We start from the raw sequence: 18219 nt of genomic DNA, 5'->3' as shown, positions 1-18219 counted from the left end.
AGCCGCAAAAAGATGTTTTCCCCCGCGAAATAAGTAATGCTATTGCGCAATAACCAGGCGATAATCCGCGCCATCAGGCGTACCGGCCCCTTTTTCAGATTTTCACATATACTCAGCTGAGCACGGGACGAGCAGGCCTGGAAAAGACAGAATGGGCAATGTGCCACGCATTCGCCAGAAACGGCGTGTTGACCCGCAGAATATTTGTGAATCGCAGCATATTTTTATTCTCCCGCACAGGAAAAAATCTTATGTATGACAATCTGAAAGGTTTAGGTATCGCCAATCCTGACGACATCGATCGCTACAGCCTGCGTCAGGAAGCCAGCAACGACATCCTGAAAATCTATTTCCGCAAGGACAAGGGCGAGTTTTTCGCAAAAAGCGTCAAATTTAAATACCCGCGCCAGCGTAAAACCGTGGTGGCCGACAACGTCAGCCAGGGTTTTAAAGAGATTCAGGAGATTAGCCCTAACCTGCGCTACGTTATCGACGAGCTGGATCAGATTTGCCAGCGCGATCGGGCGGAAGTCGATCTGAAACGCAAAATTCTGGACGATCTCCGTCATCTTGAAGGCGTAGTTACCAACAAGATTGCCGAGATCGAAGCCGATTTAGAAAAACTGACGCGCAACGGTCACTAATCGCGCGAACGGTGCTGTTAAACGTTACTAAATGCGCCGGAACGCTTTTCCGGCGCATTTTTTTTCTTCTCCGCTTTTTAGCCAGCGTGCTGTTTATCAGGGTTCATCATCGAGCTGCAGCGCGACATAGAGCAGCAGCCTGTCATCAAAATTACTCAGATTCAGGCCCGTCAGTTCCGAAATGCGGTTAAGCCGATACTCCAGCGTATTACGATGGATATAGAGCGCTTTCGCGGTGGCCGAAGGCTGTACGTTATGGCTGAACCAGGCGACCAGCGTTCTTCTCAGTAGCCCGTTATTATCCATTGCCTTAAGTTTAGCCAGCGGTCGGGAAAGCTCCTCCGCCTGCCAGCCGCCGCGCAGGCTGTCCAGCAGCACCGGCAGTACCAGATCCTGATAGAAATAGCTGCGCTGCTCCGGCATTCGCTGCTTGCCCACCAGCATAGTCGTACGCGCGGTACGATAAGAGCGGGCAATGCTGCCTGGTCCGGTAAAGAAGTTGCCCAGCGCGATGCGCATCCGCAGCTGTCCGCTCTCTTTCATCCTGGACTGCAGCAGCGCCACACGTTTACGGTGATCTTCCGCATCAAAGCGGCCATGCGAATTAAAAGCTGGTTTCAGCACCACCATCTCGGTTAATGAAACAATGGCGATCAGGTTGTCCCGCTCCGGCGTGGTCAGCAGCGTTTGCAGCTGCTGCAGCTCCGACATGGCGCTGTCCACGCCAAGCTGCCCGCTGTCGACCTCTACCACCGCGACCACGCGCGGCTGATTAAGATCGATGCGCAGCCGCTGCGCCCACTCGCTCAGCGCCGGAGAGAGCGTATCGCTGCGGATCAGATTCAATACCAGCTCTTCGCGCAGGCGGCTGTCCTGCGCCAGCATATGCAGCAGTCGCGCCTGTTCCAGCATCATTTCGGCGGTCATGCAGACCAGTTCGCCGTAGTGCCGTAACGACTCCGGCTCGCCGGTCAGGCCGATAACGCCGACGATTTCACCGTCAATGCGCATAGGCAAATTGATGCCGGGACGCACGCCGTGAAGATGCTTCGCCACCGCCTCGTCGATATCTACAATTCGCGCCTGCGAAAGCGCCAGCAGCGCGCCTTCGTGCATTTCCCCAATACGTTCCCGATCGCCGCTGCCGATAATCCGGCCGCGCGCGTCCATCACGTTGACATTACTGTCAATTATTTTCATGGTCCGGGCGACGATTTCCTGCGCCAGCCGGGCATCGAGATGATAGGTGGCCATTCGTCACTCCTGAAAAGTCTTGTCGGGCCAGCATACCCGCAGGCTGACGCCACGACATCAGGCAAATGCCCCAGGCGTGATCCAGAGTGGAAAAATAAGCGGAAGGGGATCGTGCCGGCCTTTGAGGCCGGCATCAGAGAGGAAATTACTGCATCAGCAGGTAGATGCTACTGTCGCCACGCTGAATGTTCAGCGCCAGCACGGAAGGTTTACTGTCGAGGATTTTGCGCAGTTCGCCCAGATTGCTGACCGCCTGCTGGTTCACGCCCAAAATCACGTCGTCTTTCTTCAGACCGATGCGCGCCGCGGCGGAGCCCGCTTTCACGCTGTCGACCTTCACGCCCTTCATGCCTTTCGCATCGTAGTTGCTCAGGTCGGCGCCTTCGATACCGACATAGATATTGCCGGAATCGACTTTCGCCTGCGAGCTCTGCTGCAGCTCAACGTTCACCGTCAGCGGCTTGCCGTCGCGGATCAGGCCCAGCGCCATTTTGGTGCCGACCGGCAGCGACCCTACCTGCGCGCGCAGCGCCGCAAAGCTGGAAATCGGCTTGCCGTTAATGGAAACCACGACGTCGCCCGCCTTCACGCCTGCCTTAGCGGCCGAGGATTTCGGCAGCACCTGGCTGACAAAGGCGCCGCGCTGCGCGTCCACCTTCATCGCTTTCGCGAGTTCAGAGTTCAGCTCGGTACCCATGATGCCCAGCTCGCCGCGTTTCACCTGGCCATACTCAACCATCTGCGCCGTCAGGTTTTTCACCATATTGCTTGGGATAGCAAAGCCAATGCCGATATTTCCGCCGTCCGGCGCCAGGATAGCAGTATTGATACCGATCAGCTCGCCGTTCAGGTTCACCAGCGCGCCGCCGGAATTACCCCGGTTAATGGCCGCATCCGTCTGGATAAAGTTTTCGTAGTTTTCTACGTTCAGACCGCTGCGGCCCAGCGCGGAAACAATCCCGGACGTCACTGTTTCGCCCAGACCGTAAGGGTTGCCGATAGCCACGGTATAGTCGCCAACGCGCAGATCGTCGGAATCCGCGATTTTAATCGCCGTCAGGTTTTTCGCGTCGTTAAGCTGGATTAACGCGATATCGGAGCGCGGATCCTTGCCGATGACTTTGGCATCGTACTTACGGCCATCGCTCAGCTGCACCTGAATTTTGGTGGCGTTATCCACAACGTGATTGTTGGTAACGACGTAGCCTTTTTCAGCGTTGATCACCACGCCAGAGCCCAGCGCGCGGAATTTCTCCTGCTGAGTGTCGGCGCCGCCCTGCTGACCGCCGCCCTGACACATTGGCGAGCCCTGGAAAGGCGAGCCGTCCTGACAGAATGGCGAGTTGCCGCCAAAGAACTGCTGGAACTGCTGAGGTAAACGCGGCGTGCGTACCGTTGTGCTTCCTTCAACGTTGATACTCACTACTGAAGGCATCACTTTTTCTAACATCGGCGCCAGGCTTGGCAGTTGCTGGCTGGAAGAGGAAGCCGTTTCTGCGGCCGTAGCGGTTAGCGGCCCCATTGCCATTCCCAGGCTCAGGGCCAGCGCACTGGCTAAAAGTGTTTTTTTCATGCGTTCGATTCTCTTATGATCTGATAAGCAAAACATGCAGCGGACGTGCTGGTAAGAGTCATTTTTTAACGCTAAGTTCATGTATAAGTTTCAGCGAAAAGTAAAAAATTATTCTCTGCCTTTACAAACCCGCCGGAAAAAACGCTTATTCCACTGCCATCAAACGACGATATTCGTCCCAGGCATAAAGGTCGGTCATGCCGCTGACATAATCCTGCAGCAGCCGCGCACGATAATAACGTTCCCAAAGCAGCCGTTCAAATCGATGTTCAATCTTCAGATTTTTCATATGCACGGAATAGGCTTTCCGATGCTTGCCGGATAATTTATGAAAAAGGCGCGTTTCAATAGGGTAATCTTTATGGAAATCTTCATTTATCAGCATGTTAAAATCCTGATAAGAAAGCTGCAGCAAAGGCTTATAAATATTCAGCAGCCCTTTGATAACCTGATATCCCTGTAGCTCCAGCTGTTCGACTTCCGGATGATTAAATACGTGCTTTCTCGCCACCTTTTTAAAAATATTCAGCAGCTGGTTTTCGGCGCCGTCATCTTCCAGCAGGGAATGATTAAAACTTCCCTGCCAGATCGGCTCAATATTATCGACGAAACGTTTCACCGCATGTTCGACAAGCGCGGACTGAACTTTAACCCGCAGCTTCATAAAGAAGGTGTCGCTTCGGCTGCGGTAGCGCTCTTTGCTTTGCGCTTCTGTGTAAGCGAAATCGACGATCTTTACAAAGAGCTCGTCAGAAGCGACCTTTTTATTTTTTCTTAACAGCGTCCACTCGTCCCGCAGGAATTGGTAAAGCTGATCGACGCTGAAAATCGCTTTCTCTACGGCGTCGTCTAAATCGGCGATGCAATAAGAGATATCATCGGCGGCTTCCATAATATAAGTCAGCGGAAAGCGATGATACTGCTGCGTGTTGGTGGCTTTGAGTAAATCGGCGACGTACTTCTCTTCGGAAAGGTAGTAACCCGGTTTTTTCATCAGCGTGCTGAACTGCGCCGGCTTTTCGCCCTGAAACCAGGCCGGGGCCGTATATTTTAAAATGCAGGCGACCTGCACATAAGAGAGATTAAGCTGCAGCAGCGTATGCACCAGGCGAATAGCCTGCGCGTTACCCTCGAAATGACAAAGATCCTGACGAAGCCGCGCGTTCATCGCGAGGAACTTTTCGTTTTGCTCGCTGTTTTCAACGCCCGCTTCCTGCGGCTCGGTCAGCATGCCGGGCAGGTTGACGCGAAACCAGTCGTTGATCGCCGCCTCGCCAAAGTGGCCGAACGGCGGATTGCCGACGTCGTGTAGTAAACAGGCCATCTCCACCAGGCTTTCAAATGCGCCAGTCAGATCGGTCAGGCCATACTGCTCCAGCCCGCCGGGCTGCTTTCTCAGCGCCTGAATCACCTCTTTCACGATATAGCGGCCGGTCTGCTGCACCTCCAGCGAATGCGTCAGCCGCGAGCGCACCGCGGCGTTCCGCTCCAGTGGGAAAACCTGCGTTTTTTGCTGCAGTCGGCGGATAGCCGCCGAATTAATAATACGTCCGCGATCGCTTTCAAAATGGCGGGTAATATAATATTCGCCTTCTGGCTTCTCACGGTTATTAAAAGGGCGTTCGAAACTGAATTTCGTCCTGAAATCTGTCGCTGTCATAATGGCCCTCGCCCGCCTTGATGAGTTGAATCAGGTAATCATGTTAAACTATGCACCACATTGAACAACTTCCACAACAATAGCGAGTATTCTATGAAAGCAGGCATTATTGGCGCGATGGAGCAGGAAGTTACCCTGCTGCGCGATAAAATTGAAAACCGCCAGACCATCGCGCTGGCCGGCTGCGAGATCTATACCGGCACGCTGAACGGTGTTGAGGTTGCCCTGCTGAAATCGGGTATCGGTAAAGTGTCCGCAGCGATGGGCACCACGCTGCTGCTGGAGCTCTGCAAACCAGATCTGGTGATCAACACCGGTTCTGCCGGCGGGCTGGCGCCAACGCTGAAAGTCGGCGATATCCTGGTTTCCGATGAAGTGCGCTATCACGATGCCGACGTTACCGCATTCGGCTATGAGCCGGGTCAGATGGCGGGCTGTCCGGCAGCCTTTAAGGCCGATGACAAGCTGATTGCCGCCGCAGAAAGCTGCATCGCCCAGCTGGGCCTGAACGCCGTGCGTGGCCTGGTGGTCAGCGGCGACGCCTTTATCAATGGTGCTGAACCGCTGGCACGCATTCGCGCCACTTTCCCGCAGGCGGTAGGCGTGGAGATGGAAGCGACCGCTATCGCTCATGTTTGCCACCAGTTCGCCACGCCATTTGTGGTCGTGCGCGCGATTTCCGACGTGGCCGACCAGGAATCCCATCTGAGCTTCGACGAGTTCCTGACCGTTGCCGCTAAGCAGTCTTCCTTACTGGTGGAAAAGCTGCTGACTCAGCTTCATGGCTAAGTTCTTCGCCCTTCTGCTGCTGCTCTGTTACGGAGCAGCAGCTGCCGCTCCGCGCGTCGTCACTCTCGCCCCAAACCTTACCGAGATGGCTTTTGCCGCAGGCATCACGCCTGTCGGCGTCAGCGCTTATTCAGATTATCCGCCCGCCGCCGCCGCTATCGAACAGGTCGCCAACTGGCAGGGCATCAACGTTGAACGCATCCTGAGCCTGAAACCGGACGTGGTGCTGGCGTGGCGCGAAGGTAATCCACGGCGTCAGGTCGAACAGTTGGCGGCTTTCGGCGTTAAGGTTGTCTGGATAGCGCCAAAAAGTGTTAGCGAGATGATCGCCAGCGTGCGCGATCTGAAAGCTTTCAGCCCACATCCGCAGCAGGCTGAACAGGCAGCAGACAGCCTGCTGCAAGAGTGGGTGGCGCTAAAACAGCGTTATCAGAGCACGACTAAAATCCCGGTATTCCTGCAGTTTAGTCAGCAGCCGCTTTTCACCGCCTCGCGCAGTACGCTGCAAAATGAGATCGTGCAGGTATGCGGTGGAGAAAATATCTTTGCCGACAGCCGCGTTCCCTGGCCGCAGGTAAGCCGCGAGCAGGTATTAATGCGCCGTCCCGCAGCAATTGTCACCGGCAGCGACGCGGCCGCCGTCCGCGCTTTCTGGCAACCGCAGCTAAACGCACAAGTAATTGTAATAAATGATGACTGGCTCAGCCGACCCGGCCCTCGTATTATTCAGGCTGCGCGGGAATTGTGCGGTAAATTGCAGCCCTGAAGCGAAGAGGACTGTACTTAAGTCGACTAAAGTTTCAGCAAAGATGGTCGTTAACCTAATTACGAGGCGGCGAGGATAATACAAACGCTGTCCGCATTATCAGGGCGTTAGCCCTTTTACACCAGGAAACTACAGCAATGAAAGCCGTTTATATGGCCTTAGGCCTGATGATGGCAGGTCAGGCCTCTGCTGCTTCCATTACCGGCAGCATTGGCGTCAGGCTGACCATTTACTCGCAATGTCACATTGACGGGCAGAGTACTATCACAGCAGCAACACCTGCAGTGGACTGCGGCCAACAGATCGCAGCACAGCCGAAAGTTACGCAGACGGTGATTTCGTCTAACCGCGAAACGCGCCAGACGTCGAAACTGGTCACTGTAGAATGGTAAGTAAAACCCCGGCGGAAACGCCGGGGTTTTTTATCAGATGCTGAAAGAGGAACCGCAACCGCAGGTGGTTTTCGCGTTAGGATTGGTCACGATAAAACGCGAGCCTTCCAGCCCTTCGGTATAGTCCACGGATCCGCCCACCAGATACTGCAGGCTCATGGGATCCACCACCAGCGCCACGCCCGATTTTTCAATCGTCATGTCGCCGTCATTGACCTTGTCGTCAAAAGTGAAGCCGTACTGGAAGCCGCTGCAGCCGCCGCCGGTAATATAGACGCGCAGCTTCAGGTCGGGATTCTCTTCATCTGAGATCAGGTTTTTAACTTTACTGGCCGCTGCTTCGGTAAATTGCAGGGGCAGAGCTACATCTTCACTCATTTTATACTCCATCAGGCGCTCGGCCGGTCATAATTCGACCATTAATTGCACCATTATCTTACACACCAGTATAGCAATCAAGTATGCGCCTGTTTGTCGGTCGGCGTGTTAGCAGCCGCTGCTACCGCGTCATCCGCCTGCTGCTGTTTTTCCAGCGTGCGGGCAAGTAGCGAGGAATAAAGCGGCTTGCCGCCCAGAAACTGCGCCAGCAATGTTGCGCCAAGACAGGTGATAATCATCGGCAGAATAAGCTGATAGTTATCGGTCATCTCCAGCACCAGCACAATGCCGGTCAGCGGCGCCCTGACCGAAGCGGCGAACAGCGCGCCCATTCCCGCTATCGCAAAGGTGCCCGCCTCCAGATGGTAAGCGGGAAACAGCGAGGCGCTGGCCATGCCGAAAGCGGTGCCCAGCAGCGTACCCAGCGCCAGCATAGGCGCGAAAATGCCGCCCGGCGCGCCGGAACCGAAGCAAAGCAGCGTCGTCGCTACGCGGGCAATAAAAATAAACAGCAGCGTGCCTACCGTATAATGGCCGGCCGCCGCGATGGGAATAAGCTCGAAGCCGCCGCCCGCCGCCTCCGGCTCGATCACCCCCAGCACGCCGCAAACGCCGCCCAGAATGGCGCCGATAATCAGGATTTTTTTCAGATTGCCGCCGTGGAAACGCTGAAACATATCCTGAGCTTTAAAAATCAGCGCGTTAAAGGCTACGCCGACAATGCCGAAAATCATGCCCAGCAGCAGATAAAGCCACAGCGTGTTGACCGGTGAATTCGACAGTTTACCGACTGCGATCACCGCATGTTCGCCGTTGAACACGCGGAACACGATGCTCGACATGATTACGCCGATAAACACGGCTTTAATGGAGATCACGCTGTAGCGAAACTGCAAACGCATCTCTTCGATAATAAAAAGAATGCCCGCCAGCGGCGCGTTAAACGCGGCTGACAGTCCGGCTGCCGCGCCGGTAGCCAGCAGCGAGTGGCGGGCCTCGGCGCTTTTCATGCGGAAAATATCCAGCACCATCCGCCCGATATTGCCGCCCAGCTGCACCGTTGGCCCTTCGCGTCCCAGCACCATCCCCGCGCCCAGCGTTCCCATCCCGCCAATAAACTTAACGGGAATAACTCGCCACCAGCGCACCGGTCGCAGCTCCTCCAGCGCGCCTTCGATTTCGGGAATACCGGATCCCGATGCTTCCGGCGCAAAGCGCCGCACCAGGTAGTAGCCGACTACGGCCAGCAGCGCCGAAAGAATAAAGGCCAGCGGAAAAAGCAGGATCCAGTGTTTCTCCACGCCTGACAGCATCGCCAGCCGCCAAAGGTTTACCGTATGCACCGCTTTTTCGAAAGCGACGCCGACCAGGCCGGCCAGCAAACCCACGATCCCCGCCATAATTAATACGATGACGGGCGTTTTATCGCGTCTTAACAACAGGCGAAGAAAATCGCCACGTCTGGCAGGCACAACGTTTAACTGGTCGGACGAAGACGAAGAGGTTGTCTGGTGCATAGTCCATTCGTTAGCAGTTCAGTCGAAGCCGATATTTTACTCATCCCGACGTGGATGTCGCGGAGAAATGCTTGTCCTTTCGTGTCAAAAGCGCCATCGGCCTTTTAACCCGGCTATATGTTCCCTAGAATAACCAGGTTTTTCTTAATGCATCCTCAGGAGCGGAACCATGAGTAAGTCTGAAAATCTTTATGCTCAGGCACAGCAAGTTATTCCCGGCGGCGTCAACTCGCCGGTGCGCGCCTTTACCGGCGTCGGCGGCGTACCGCTCTTTATTGAACGCGCTGACGGCGCTTACCTTTACGACGCCGACGGCAAAGCCTATATCGATTATGTTGGTTCCTGGGGGCCTATGGTGCTGGGCCATAACCATCCTGCCATTCGCAACGCGGTAATCGAAGCCGTAGAGCGCGGTCTGAGCTTCGGCGCGCCGACCGAGATGGAAGTTAAAATGGCCGAGCTGGTCACCGAGCTGGTGCCGACGATGGATATGGTGCGCATGGTAAACTCCGGCACCGAAGCGACCATGAGCGCTATTCGTCTGGCTCGCGGCTTCACCCATCGCGATAAAATCATCAAGTTTGAAGGCTGCTACCACGGCCACGCCGACCATCTGCTGGTAAAAGCCGGGTCCGGCGCGCTGACGCTGGGCCAGCCGAACTCGCCGGGCGTGCCGGCCGATTTCGCCAAACACACGCTGACCTGCACCTATAACGATCTCGCTTCCGTGCGCGCCGCGTTTGAGCAGTACCCGCATGAAATCGCCTGCATTATTGTGGAGCCGGTCGCAGGCAATATGAACTGTATCCCGCCGCTGCCGGAGTTCCTGCCTGGCCTGCGCGCGCTGTGCGACGAATTTGGCGCGCTGCTGATCATCGACGAAGTGATGACCGGCTTCCGTGTAGCGCTGGCTGGCGCACAGGCGCATTACGGTGTGAAGCCGGACCTGACCTGCCTGGGCAAAATCATCGGCGGCGGCATGCCGGTAGGCGCGTTCGGCGGCCGTCGCGAGGTAATGGAAGCGCTGGCGCCGACCGGGCCGGTTTATCAGGCGGGGACGCTTTCCGGCAACCCAATTGCGATGGCGGCCGGTTTTGCCTGCCTGAGCGAAATCGCTAAACCCGGCACCCATACCACGCTGTCCGAGCTTACCGCACAGCTGGCGCGCGGCCTGCTTAAAGCGGCGGAAGAGAGCAATATTCCGCTGGTGGTCAATCATGTCGGCGGCATGTTCGGCCTGTTCTTTACCGATGCTGAACAGGTGACCAGCTACGCCGACGTCACGAAATGCGACGTAGAACGCTTTAAGCGCTTCTTCCATCTGATGCTGGAAGAAGGCGTTTACCTGGCGCCTTCTGCCTTCGAAGCGGGCTTTATGTCGCTGGCGCATAGCCAGGAAGATATTCAGCGCACCGTGGACGCCGCACGTCGCAGCTTCGCTAAGCTGGCCTGATAAAAGTCGGCGCATCGCCAGCTAAGGCGATTGGGCGGCGCTCCACTTTCGGACGCCGCCCGCAGCGGGTAATCTTGCTGATAAGCGCCCTTTTTTCCCTGAGTACGCCTCGCGCCTGCCCGTATTTCTTTCGGCCTAAGCACGCCCTGCTCTGCCCGCGCTTTTTACCCTGAATACGCGTTATAGCCGCATAACCTTTTTGTCCGGCCGGTTCACCGCATAAACATATGTCTGATGTTGATTGACGCTCATTGATATCGTGCCGGAAACGCCAGGGCCTCTTCACGATAAACGACTGGCCGTTTAGTTTGTTAACCCTCTCCAGGCTAAAAATTTATGATAGCTGCCTTATTAAAAGATTTATGCGCAGCCCTCTTTCGCTTAATTAACCTGACCGCATGATATCGACACCGCCACTAAAAAAAAGCTTATTACATCTTTATTTCGTAGCCGCTCGCAAACAACAGAATAAAATTACATCCCAATCATTATTTTTCGAGCCATCTTCCATAATTTGATACTGGCATTACTAAAGCGAAATATCCTGCCCATACAGTATTGACGAATAAAAAAATAAGCATAGAGTGAACAGGCGTCAGACAGAAAAAGATGGCAACACCAGAAGGCAAGCTGAAAACAGAGCTAACCCATCATTCAAATGAAAATTCAAAGGAGCAACCACTATAGCTTTAGACCATGCACCTGAACTTTTTCAGACCAAAACAACTTCCCTTTACGGGACCAGACTTAGAGGAGAGCGACACAGAGCCAGAGTCTGGCTGTCGCCTGAACAGAAATGGATAATGATATGGAACGTCTTTCACTTTATAAAAAAATCGCCGCCAGCCTTGAGCAGCTGGAGATGAATCATGAGCAGCCAGCGTGCGATGAAGCGGCTTCGCAGTCGGCAGCGACCAACGAGCCTGATTTCCTTTACGCCCTGTTTATTATTGAGCCTGAGAAAGTCACGAAATATTGTCGTGCGTTGACGCAGGTATTAATTAACGGTGAAACCGAGCCGGAAACAGAGGTAACGCTTATCGATCTTCTGTTCGATTTAGTCGGCTATCAGGTAGAGTTACTTAAAGCGTCACGTCATAAAACCACTCATGGCGAAATAATCAGGTTCTGATAACCCGGTCTTTTCGCTGCTTTATGGATACCGCTGCGATTTTACAGCATATAGCTGCCGTGGCCGTTCGCTGACGGCTTTCGACAGCTTTTGCCGCAGCGCTTAATTTAAAATCATAGCTATATTTAGCCGCGACGTTTAATTTAACAGCCAGACTGAATTGAGCTGCGGCGCTTAATTTAAAGCTCTGACTGGGCTTAGTCGCAGCGCTTAGTTTAACAACTGACTGTATTCGGCCAGGGCATTTAATTTAACCACCTCATTGGGCCTGGCCTCAGCACTTAGTTTAATAACCTGACTGGGTTTAGTCACAGCGCTTAATTTATCAAACCGGCTAAATTTAGCCGCAGCGATTGATTTAATAACTTGGCTGGGTTTAGCCACGACATTGAATTTATCAATCAGGCTGAATTTCGCCGCGGTTTTTATGCAATATTGTTTTCAAAAAAATCAGGCGCATTCCCTCGCCACAACGTCGCGCTGCGATCGCAGCAATATTTATCGCAACGCTCTGGCCTGAGTAATTTATCGCAACTCAGAGGATTAGCCGCCCTGAACCCACGCGCTGCTTGTAGGGCTTAGCCAGGCTGCCTTATGCTGCCTGGCGCCAGATTCGCTGCGACTGGAACCCAGGGCTTACGCCATTACATTTTGACCCGGTGCCGCCCTTCACACCTTGCGCAGCAGATAAATAAAATAGGGCGCACCGATAAAGGTTGCCAGCAGGCCGGCCGGAACCTGCGCCGGAAAGGCCACCATCCGCCCGCACCAGTCCGCTATCATCATTAGCCCGCCGCCCAACAGCACCGCTATCGTCAGCTGCGGCAGCGCTCGCCGGAAGCCCAGCATTCTTGCCATATGCGGCGCCATTAGCCCCACAAAGCTAAGCGGGCCGATAGTCAGCGTGGCCGCCGCCGTCAGCGCTGCCGCCAGCAGCAATATCGCCATACGCGAGGTTTTCAGCGCCACGCCCAATGAACGCGCCGTCTCGCCACCTAACGGTAATAGCGTCAGCCAGCGTCGGCACAGCGGCGTCAGCGTCAGCAATACCGCTGCCACAATGGCCGTTCGCAACGCCTGCGCGCCATCTATGTTATAGGTCGAACCGGAAATCCACGTCATCAGCGTCGCCATCCGCGGATCGCCGCTGGCTAACAACAGCAACAGCAACGTAGCGAACGCCGTGCTCAGCGCCATGCCTGCCAGCAGCATCCGTTCAGGCGAAAAGCCGCCGCGGCCGCCGATAAAAGTTACTATCAGCAGCGTACCCGCCGCGCCCAGGCTGCCGGCAGGCAGCAGCCAGCCAAAAGCGTCGCCGGGTACCAGAAACAACATAATCACCACGCCAAACGCCGCGCCGGAACTAATTCCCAGCACTTCCGGGCTGGCCATCGGATTGCCGCTCAGCCGCTGCACCAGACAGCCAGCCGCACCCAGCATCATGCCCGTCGCTATCGCTGCCGCCAGTCGCGGCATTCGCCACGGCAGCAGCTGCTGCCATAGCTCGCCCGTGGCCCACTGCCAGCCATGCGCGCCGCGGCCAAAACTGAGCGCCGTCGCGGTCAGCAACAGCAGCACCATCACGCCGCCCAGGCTCCACAGCAGCAGATGACGACGCTCGGCAGGTACGCGATCGCCCTGATTCAGCGCTGGCGGCGCAGACGAGGCACGTAAACGAGGAAGCAGCCACAGCAAGAGCGGCGCGCCGATAATCGCGGTGGCCGTGCCGGTGGAAACCTCCTGCCAGTTTTCAGTCAGCCAGAGAACGCTCTGATCGGCCAGCCACAGCAGCAGCATACCGATAAGCGGCGCCAGCAGCATACGACTGAGCAGCCGCCTCGCGCCCAGCATCTTCGCCAGCAGCGGCGCGAACAACCCGATAAACCCGATGACGCCCGCCGCGTTCACCAGCTGCGCGCTGAGCGTTATCGCCAGCGCCAGCACGGCAAAACGAGCCAGCGAAAGCGCCAGCCCCAGGTTTTTCGCCACGCCGTCATCCAGACCCATCAGCGTCATGGGCCTTCTCAGCAGCAGCGCCAGCACAAAAGCCAGCAGCAGCTTAGGCCAGAGAAAGGTCACGTTGCTCCAGTCCATCTGGTTCAGCGAGCCGGTTCCCCATAAAAAGATATTCTGCAGCCGATCGTGGTTAAACAAGCCGATTAGCTGGTTTACCGCGCCGCAATAGAGCGACATCACCAGCCCGGCAAGGATTAGCGTCACCGGCGAAAGCCTTTTTCCCCAGGCAATGCCGAAAACGATAGCGCCGATCAGCAGCGCGCCCGCCATTGCGGCCAGCTGTTGACCGAACAGCGGCAGGCTCCAGAGCGCGGCCACCGTCAGGCCAAGCTGCGCGCCGGTCGCGACGCCAAGCGTGGTCGGTTCCGCCAGCGGATTGCGCAGCACCTGCTGAAACAGCAGCCCGGCCAGCCCCAGCCCGGCACCAACCAGCAGCGAAAGCGCCAGCCGCGGCAGCAGGCTGTAGTGAAACAGCATCTGGCTGATGTTTTCCGGATCGACTGAAGTGAACCACCGCGCGGGCGACAGCTGTCGGGTAAAGTTGTAATAAGTAAGGCTCAGCGCCAGCGCAAACAGCAGCGTCAGCAGGGCAACAGGAAAACGAAAAGATCTCATAGCGACTCCAGCGCGCCAGCCAGCGAGCGGCAAAAGCGCATAGCGGAAGGCGTGGCGCCATAGAACCAGACCTGCGGCACGCGGCGAAAACGCTTCTGCCGCACAAAGTCCATCGCCTGCCAAAGCGGCATCGCGCTGACCTGCTGCATCAAATTGTCATCGCCATGCGCAAAGCAGATCGCGTCCACGTTCTTCATCGTCGCCAGCCGTTCCAGGCCAATAACCGCGCTGCCCCAGAAATTGGTTTCGCCCTGCCAGGCGTTTTCCAGCCCCAGCTCGTTCATGACCTCCAGAAACAGGCTTCCCTTACCGAAGACCAGCGCGTGACGCGCATCCAGTAGTGACATCAGCAACACGGGGCGCCGCTTTCTCCCGGCAAGACGCGTTCTGGTGTCGGCGATGAAGGTGTCAAACTCCGCCAGATGCCGCTGCGCCTGCGGCACGCGATCGATACGCTCGGCCAGCTGCATCAGCGACTGGCGCGCCACGGTTAGCGGCCTGCCGCTGGCGTCGCTGAAGGCAAAGCCCATTGCAGGCGCAATCCTGTTGAATTTTTCAGCGGAGGGGCCGTAGCCTGCAGAGTAGAGAATCAAAGATGGCCGCATCTGCATCATCAGCTCCAGATTGGGTTCGGTGCGCAGGCCGACATCTACCGTGGTGTCCGGCAGCTTCGGCTCGCCGACCCACAGCTGATAGTTATACATTTCGGCCACGCCCATCGGCTTAACGCCCAGCGCCATCAGCAGTTCGGTCGGCAGCCACTCCAGCGAGATAATGCGCGTATCGTCAATAGCAGCGGCGGCGTGGATGCTGAAAGCGGGCAGCAGCGGCGAAAGCGCCATCGCCATCAGCAAACGGCGGCGAGAAAAATCCGGCATAGTCATCCCTTTAATAAACAAAGCTTATCGGCGTACCGCCGTCCGGATGCGGCAAAATGCCCATGGGGATACCGTAGATTTCCTGCAGTACCTGCGGCTGCATAATCGCGTTCGCGTCGCCCTGGGCTATCATGCCGCCGCTGCGCAGTGCGACCAGACGATCGCAGTAGCGCGCGGCCATATTGATATCGTGCAGCACGGCGATCACCGTCAATCCTCGTTCGCGGCTAAGCTGGCGGATAAGCGCCAGCACTTCCACCTGATGGGCAATATCCAGCGCGGAGGTCGGCTCATCCAGCAGCAGACAGCGGCTGTTCTGCGCCACCAGCATCGCCAGCCAGGCGCGCTGCCGCTCGCCGCCGGACAGGCTGTCTACCAGCCGCGAGGCGAAAGGCTTTAGCCCCACCAGCGTGATAGCCTCTTCCACGCGCTCGCGATCTTCGCTACCAAAACGCCCCAGCGCGCCGTGCCAGGGATAGCGTCCCATCGCTACCAGCTCCCGCACCGTCATGCCTTCAGCCGCAGGAAGCTGCTGCGGCAGATAAGCCACTTCGCGGGCGAATAGTTTTGCCGGCCACTGCGCCACCGCTTTGTCGTTAAGGCGCACTTCGCCGCCGGTCGCCTCGTGATGGCGACCCAGCAGCTTCAGCAGCGTGGACTTGCCGGAGCCGTTATGGCCGATCAGGCCACAGACTTTCCCGGCGGGAAAAGTCAGCGACAGCGGCTGAAGCAGAATACGGCCAGGCACGGCAAAAGAGGTTTGGTGTAGCGAAAACGTACTGTCGGTCAGGTGCGGAGAGTGCATAACGATCTTCTGTCTGACGGGCGCGGCGAACCGCGCCCGGTTTGATTAGAAACGGAAGGTAGCGGTACCGGTGATTTGACGTTCGGCGCCCCAGTAGCAGGCGTAGTCACGGTAGCAGCTGGCGACATAGTCACGATCGAAGAGGTTGCTGACGTTGACGCCAATGGAGGAACCCGGCAGGCCAAAACGGCCCAGGTCGTATTTCACCATCGCGTCTACCGTGGTGTAGCTCGCCACGTTAAAGTTTTGATTAATATTGCTTCCGGTGCTGTACAGCCCTTTGCTCTCGCCCACGTAGCGTACGCCCGCGCCCAGCGTTACGCCGGAAAGCGCCGTTTCATGGAAGGTGTAATCCGCCCACAGCGAAGCCATATTTTTCGGCACCTGCACCGGCGTTCTGCCTTTCAGCAAGGTGTCATGCGTGTATTCCGCATCGGTATAGGTATAGGCCGCCGTTACGTTGACATTGGCATTTACTGCCGCTTTCGCCTCCAGCTCCACGCCGCGCGAGCGGATTTCGCCGCCCTGTACGCTGTAGGCGCTATCCTCTGGATTCGCCGTCAGATTTTTGGTTTTGGTCAGCTGGTAGAGCGCGCCGGTAATCACAATCGGGCGATCTTTCGGCACGTATTTCACGCCCGCTTCATACTGTTTGGCGCGCGAAGGATCGAACGGCTGCCCTTCTTTGGTGGTGCCGCTGGTCGGGATAAAGGATTCGCTGTAGCTGAAGTAAGGCGCCACGCCGTTATCAAAGACGTAATTCAGGCCGCCGCGCCAGGTAAAGGCCTGGTCATGGTTTTTGGTCAGGCTGTCGCCGTTGCGGTTAAACGCTGAGGTCATCGCGTAATCGTAACGCGCGCCCAGCGTCATCACCCAGCGATTCCACTCCATCTGATCCTGCGCGTACAGACCGGTCTGTTCCTGCTTGTTCAGGTAGTGATAAGGGAACAGCGAGCCGGGAACCAGCGCGTCGTTGCCGTACTGCGGATTCACCGCGTTCAGGGAAGAGGCAGAGCCGAAACCGGCGTTGATATCGTTGCGGGTGCGCTGATAGTCGACGCCCAGCAGCAACGTGTGATCCAGCTCGCCGGTAGCGAACTTCGCCTGCGCCTGGTTATCGACAGCGAACTGGTTCAGCTCCTCTTCGGAAACCGCATAGCCGCGAGTGATGTTGTTGGCGCTGTCAAAGCCGTTGCCGTAGATGCTGCGATAGTCAGTGCGCAGCTCGGCGTAGCGCAGGTTCTGGCGCACGGTCCAGGTATCGTTAAAGCTGTGCGAGAAGTTATAGCCCACCATTTTGGTGTTGCGGGAGATCTTGTTGCTCGCTTCGCCTTCGTCAAAATCGGCCGACAACTTGTGCTGTTGGCCGTTGGCGTCAACGATCGGCACCACGGTGCCCTGACGCGGCAGCCAGCCGTAATAGCCGGTTTCCGGCTCGTTCTGGAAATAGGTCAGCAGCGTGAAGTTGGTATTGGCGTCCGGCTGCCAGCTAAAGGAAGGCGCAATGGTGTAGCGCTTTTCTTTCTGCATAGCCTGCTGCGCATCCTGGCTGCGCGCCAGGCCGGTCAGACGATAAGAGTAAACGCCGTTGTCGTCCAGCGCGCCGCCGAAGTCGAAGCCGGTAGAAAACTCGTTGTCGGTGCCCATCTGGAACTGTACTTCACGCAGCGTTTCCGTCGTTGGACGCTTGCTGACCAGCGCGACCACGCCGCCAGGATTACTTTTGCCGTAAAGCACGGAAGCCGGCCCGCGCAGCAGCTCGGCGCGTTCCAGGAAATAAGGATCGATAGCGAATTCAGAGTAGTTATCGCCCTGCAGCTTCAGGCCGTCCAGATACTGGTTAGTGTTGGTTTCGCTGAAGCCGCGAATCGACAGCGCGTCAATCACCTGCGAGCTGCCGCGGTTGCCCGTCATCACGCCCGGCGCGTAATTAAAGGCTTCTTTTACCGTGTTAACGTTGCGTAATTCCATTTCCTCGCTGGTCACGACGGAAACGGACTGCGGATTTTTTTCAATTGGCGTATCGGTCTTGGTGCCGGTAGCGCTGCGTTTGGCGGCGATGGTCGGTGACGGCCCCCAGGCGCTTTCGCTGGCGGTGCCGGCATCGGCGCTCACGGTGATAGTTTGTTCGCCGGCGGCAAAAGCCGACGAGGAGATCGCGGCGGCAACAAGGCAGGCCAGGCGGCATAAACGGGTATTAACTGGTGAAGAGAATGATTTCAAAGATGAAAGAGCCATTTAGCGTTTCTCTGAATGAAAAGTGGAATGTAAACGAGAATTATTATTATAACGACAGGATAATAGGCGAACTGTCGGAAGTTTCGCAAGAAAAAATCCGCTGACGACA

15 protein-coding genes are annotated in these 18219 nt (G+C 56.4%); 6 read left to right on the top strand and 9 right to left on the bottom strand.

The window, feature by feature from the left end:
* Nucleotides 1-251 precede the first annotated feature (251 nt).
* Nucleotides 252-644: a DUF3461 family protein gene (locus tag MKZ79_RS14460; protein ID WP_336143114.1), complete on the top strand. Its 393-nt coding sequence runs from the start codon at nucleotides 252-254 to the stop codon at nucleotides 642-644.
* Nucleotides 645-740: 96 nt separating this feature from the next.
* On the opposite strand, the gene MKZ79_RS14455 is transcribed toward MKZ79_RS14460, so the two are convergent.
* From MKZ79_RS14455 to dgt, 3 genes are all read right to left on the bottom strand, one after another.
* Complete coding sequence (locus tag MKZ79_RS14455) at nucleotides 741-1898, bottom strand: CdaR family transcriptional regulator (RefSeq protein ID WP_336143111.1); 1158 nt, start codon at nucleotides 1896-1898, stop codon at nucleotides 741-743.
* Nucleotides 1899-2043: 145 nt separating this feature from the next.
* A complete protein-coding gene (degP, locus tag MKZ79_RS14450) occupies nucleotides 2044-3471 on the bottom strand; it encodes a serine endoprotease DegP (protein WP_336143107.1) in 1428 nt (475 codons plus the stop codon).
* Nucleotides 3472-3616: 145 nt separating this feature from the next.
* The gene (dgt, locus tag MKZ79_RS14445) at nucleotides 3617-5131 is read right to left on the bottom strand and encodes a dGTPase (protein WP_336143106.1); all 1515 of its coding nucleotides are present in this window, start codon (nucleotides 5129-5131) and stop codon (nucleotides 3617-3619) included.
* Between the two features lie 93 nt (nucleotides 5132-5224).
* On the opposite strand from dgt, the gene mtnN reads away from it, so the two are divergent.
* The 3 genes from mtnN to MKZ79_RS14430 all read left to right on the top strand — a co-directional run bounded on the left by mtnN (nucleotide 5225) and on the right by MKZ79_RS14430 (nucleotide 7078).
* Nucleotides 5225-5920, top strand: a complete 696-nt coding sequence (mtnN, locus tag MKZ79_RS14440; protein WP_336143105.1) for a 5'-methylthioadenosine/S-adenosylhomocysteine nucleosidase — start codon at nucleotides 5225-5227, stop codon at nucleotides 5918-5920.
* Nucleotides 5913-6686 carry a vitamin B12 ABC transporter substrate-binding protein BtuF gene (gene btuF, locus MKZ79_RS14435; protein WP_336143104.1) on the top strand — a complete coding sequence of 258 codons (774 nt, stop codon included), beginning with the start codon at nucleotides 5913-5915 and terminating at the stop codon, nucleotides 6684-6686. The genes mtnN and btuF overlap by 8 nt, the downstream gene beginning before the upstream one ends.
* Before the next feature lie 137 nt (nucleotides 6687-6823).
* A complete protein-coding gene (locus tag MKZ79_RS14430; protein WP_336143103.1) occupies nucleotides 6824-7078 on the top strand; it encodes a hypothetical protein in 255 nt (84 codons plus the stop codon).
* Between the two features lie 33 nt (nucleotides 7079-7111).
* Here MKZ79_RS14430 and erpA read toward each other — a convergent pair whose 3' ends face one another.
* Both erpA and clcA read right to left on the bottom strand, forming a co-directional pair.
* Nucleotides 7112-7456 (bottom strand): iron-sulfur cluster insertion protein ErpA, encoded by a 345-nt coding sequence (erpA, locus tag MKZ79_RS14425; RefSeq protein ID WP_125289078.1) that lies wholly within the window; start codon nucleotides 7454-7456, stop codon nucleotides 7112-7114.
* A 77-nt stretch (nucleotides 7457-7533) separates the two neighbouring features.
* Nucleotides 7534-8973, bottom strand: coding sequence for a H(+)/Cl(-) exchange transporter ClcA (gene clcA / locus MKZ79_RS14420; RefSeq protein WP_336143102.1), 1440 nt, complete (start codon nucleotides 8971-8973; stop codon nucleotides 7534-7536).
* Nucleotides 8974-9142: 169 nt separating this feature from the next.
* On the opposite strand from clcA, the gene hemL reads away from it, so the two are divergent.
* Nucleotides 9143-10426, top strand: coding sequence for a glutamate-1-semialdehyde 2,1-aminomutase (gene hemL / locus MKZ79_RS14415; protein WP_336143101.1), 1284 nt, complete (start codon nucleotides 9143-9145; stop codon nucleotides 10424-10426).
* 808 nt (nucleotides 10427-11234) lie between these two features.
* Complete coding sequence (locus tag MKZ79_RS14410) at nucleotides 11235-11558, top strand: hypothetical protein (RefSeq protein ID WP_336143100.1); 324 nt, start codon at nucleotides 11235-11237, stop codon at nucleotides 11556-11558.
* A 669-nt stretch (nucleotides 11559-12227) separates the two neighbouring features.
* Here MKZ79_RS14410 and fhuB read toward each other — a convergent pair.
* From fhuB to fhuA, 4 genes are read right to left on the bottom strand one after another with little or no spacing between them, the layout of a single operon-like run.
* Nucleotides 12228-14189: a Fe(3+)-hydroxamate ABC transporter permease FhuB gene (gene fhuB / locus MKZ79_RS14405; RefSeq protein WP_336143099.1), complete on the bottom strand. Its 1962-nt coding sequence runs from the start codon at nucleotides 14187-14189 to the stop codon at nucleotides 12228-12230.
* On the bottom strand, nucleotides 14186-15067 hold the full coding sequence (gene fhuD, locus MKZ79_RS14400) for a Fe(3+)-hydroxamate ABC transporter substrate-binding protein FhuD (protein ID WP_336143098.1): 882 nt from the start codon (nucleotides 15065-15067) through the stop codon (nucleotides 14186-14188). Before fhuD ends, fhuB begins: the two co-directional genes overlap by 4 nt.
* Nucleotides 15068-15077: 10 nt before the next feature.
* Complete coding sequence (gene fhuC, locus MKZ79_RS14395; protein WP_336143097.1) at nucleotides 15078-15872, bottom strand: Fe3+-hydroxamate ABC transporter ATP-binding protein FhuC; 795 nt, start codon at nucleotides 15870-15872, stop codon at nucleotides 15078-15080.
* Between the two features lie 45 nt (nucleotides 15873-15917).
* Nucleotides 15918-18110, bottom strand: coding sequence for a ferrichrome porin FhuA (fhuA, locus tag MKZ79_RS14390; RefSeq protein WP_336143095.1), 2193 nt, complete (start codon nucleotides 18108-18110; stop codon nucleotides 15918-15920).
* Between the last annotated feature and the right edge of the window lie 109 nt (nucleotides 18111-18219).

The sequence above is a fragment of the Erwinia sp. CGal63 genome, from assembly GCF_037026505.1.
GTDB lineage: Bacteria > Pseudomonadota > Gammaproteobacteria > Enterobacterales > Enterobacteriaceae > Erwinia.
This window is presented reverse-complemented; position numbering and strand designations above follow the sequence as displayed.

Bases quoted from the DNA above. Each gene is read 5' to 3' on its own strand.
- clcA (WP_336143102.1), bottom strand. From the start codon at position 8,973: ATGCACCAGACAACCTCTTCGTCTTCGTCCGACCAGTTAAACGTTGTG.
- fhuC (WP_336143097.1), bottom strand. From the start codon at position 15,872: ATGCACTCTCCGCACCTGACCGACAGTACGTTTTCGCTACACCAAACC.
- fhuB (WP_336143099.1), bottom strand. From the start codon at position 14,189: ATGAGATCTTTTCGTTTTCCTGTTGCCCTGCTGACGCTGCTGTTTGCG.
- dgt (WP_336143106.1), bottom strand. From the start codon at position 5,131: ATGACAGCGACAGATTTCAGGACGAAATTCAGTTTCGAACGCCCTTTT.
- hemL (WP_336143101.1), top strand. From the start codon at position 9,143: ATGAGTAAGTCTGAAAATCTTTATGCTCAGGCACAGCAAGTTATTCCC.
- btuF (WP_336143104.1), top strand. From the start codon at position 5,913: ATGGCTAAGTTCTTCGCCCTTCTGCTGCTGCTCTGTTACGGAGCAGCA.
- degP (WP_336143107.1), bottom strand. From the start codon at position 3,471: ATGAAAAAAACACTTTTAGCCAGTGCGCTGGCCCTGAGCCTGGGAATG.
- MKZ79_RS14430 (WP_336143103.1), top strand. From the start codon at position 6,824: ATGAAAGCCGTTTATATGGCCTTAGGCCTGATGATGGCAGGTCAGGCC.
- MKZ79_RS14455 (WP_336143111.1), bottom strand. From the start codon at position 1,898: ATGGCCACCTATCATCTCGATGCCCGGCTGGCGCAGGAAATCGTCGCC.
- erpA (WP_125289078.1), bottom strand. From the start codon at position 7,456: ATGAGTGAAGATGTAGCTCTGCCCCTGCAATTTACCGAAGCAGCGGCC.
- MKZ79_RS14460 (WP_336143114.1), top strand. From the start codon at position 252: ATGTATGACAATCTGAAAGGTTTAGGTATCGCCAATCCTGACGACATC.
- fhuD (WP_336143098.1), bottom strand. From the start codon at position 15,067: ATGCCGGATTTTTCTCGCCGCCGTTTGCTGATGGCGATGGCGCTTTCG.
- MKZ79_RS14410 (WP_336143100.1), top strand. From the start codon at position 11,235: ATGGAACGTCTTTCACTTTATAAAAAAATCGCCGCCAGCCTTGAGCAG.
- mtnN (WP_336143105.1), top strand. From the start codon at position 5,225: ATGAAAGCAGGCATTATTGGCGCGATGGAGCAGGAAGTTACCCTGCTG.
- fhuA (WP_336143095.1), bottom strand. From the start codon at position 18,110: ATGGCTCTTTCATCTTTGAAATCATTCTCTTCACCAGTTAATACCCGT.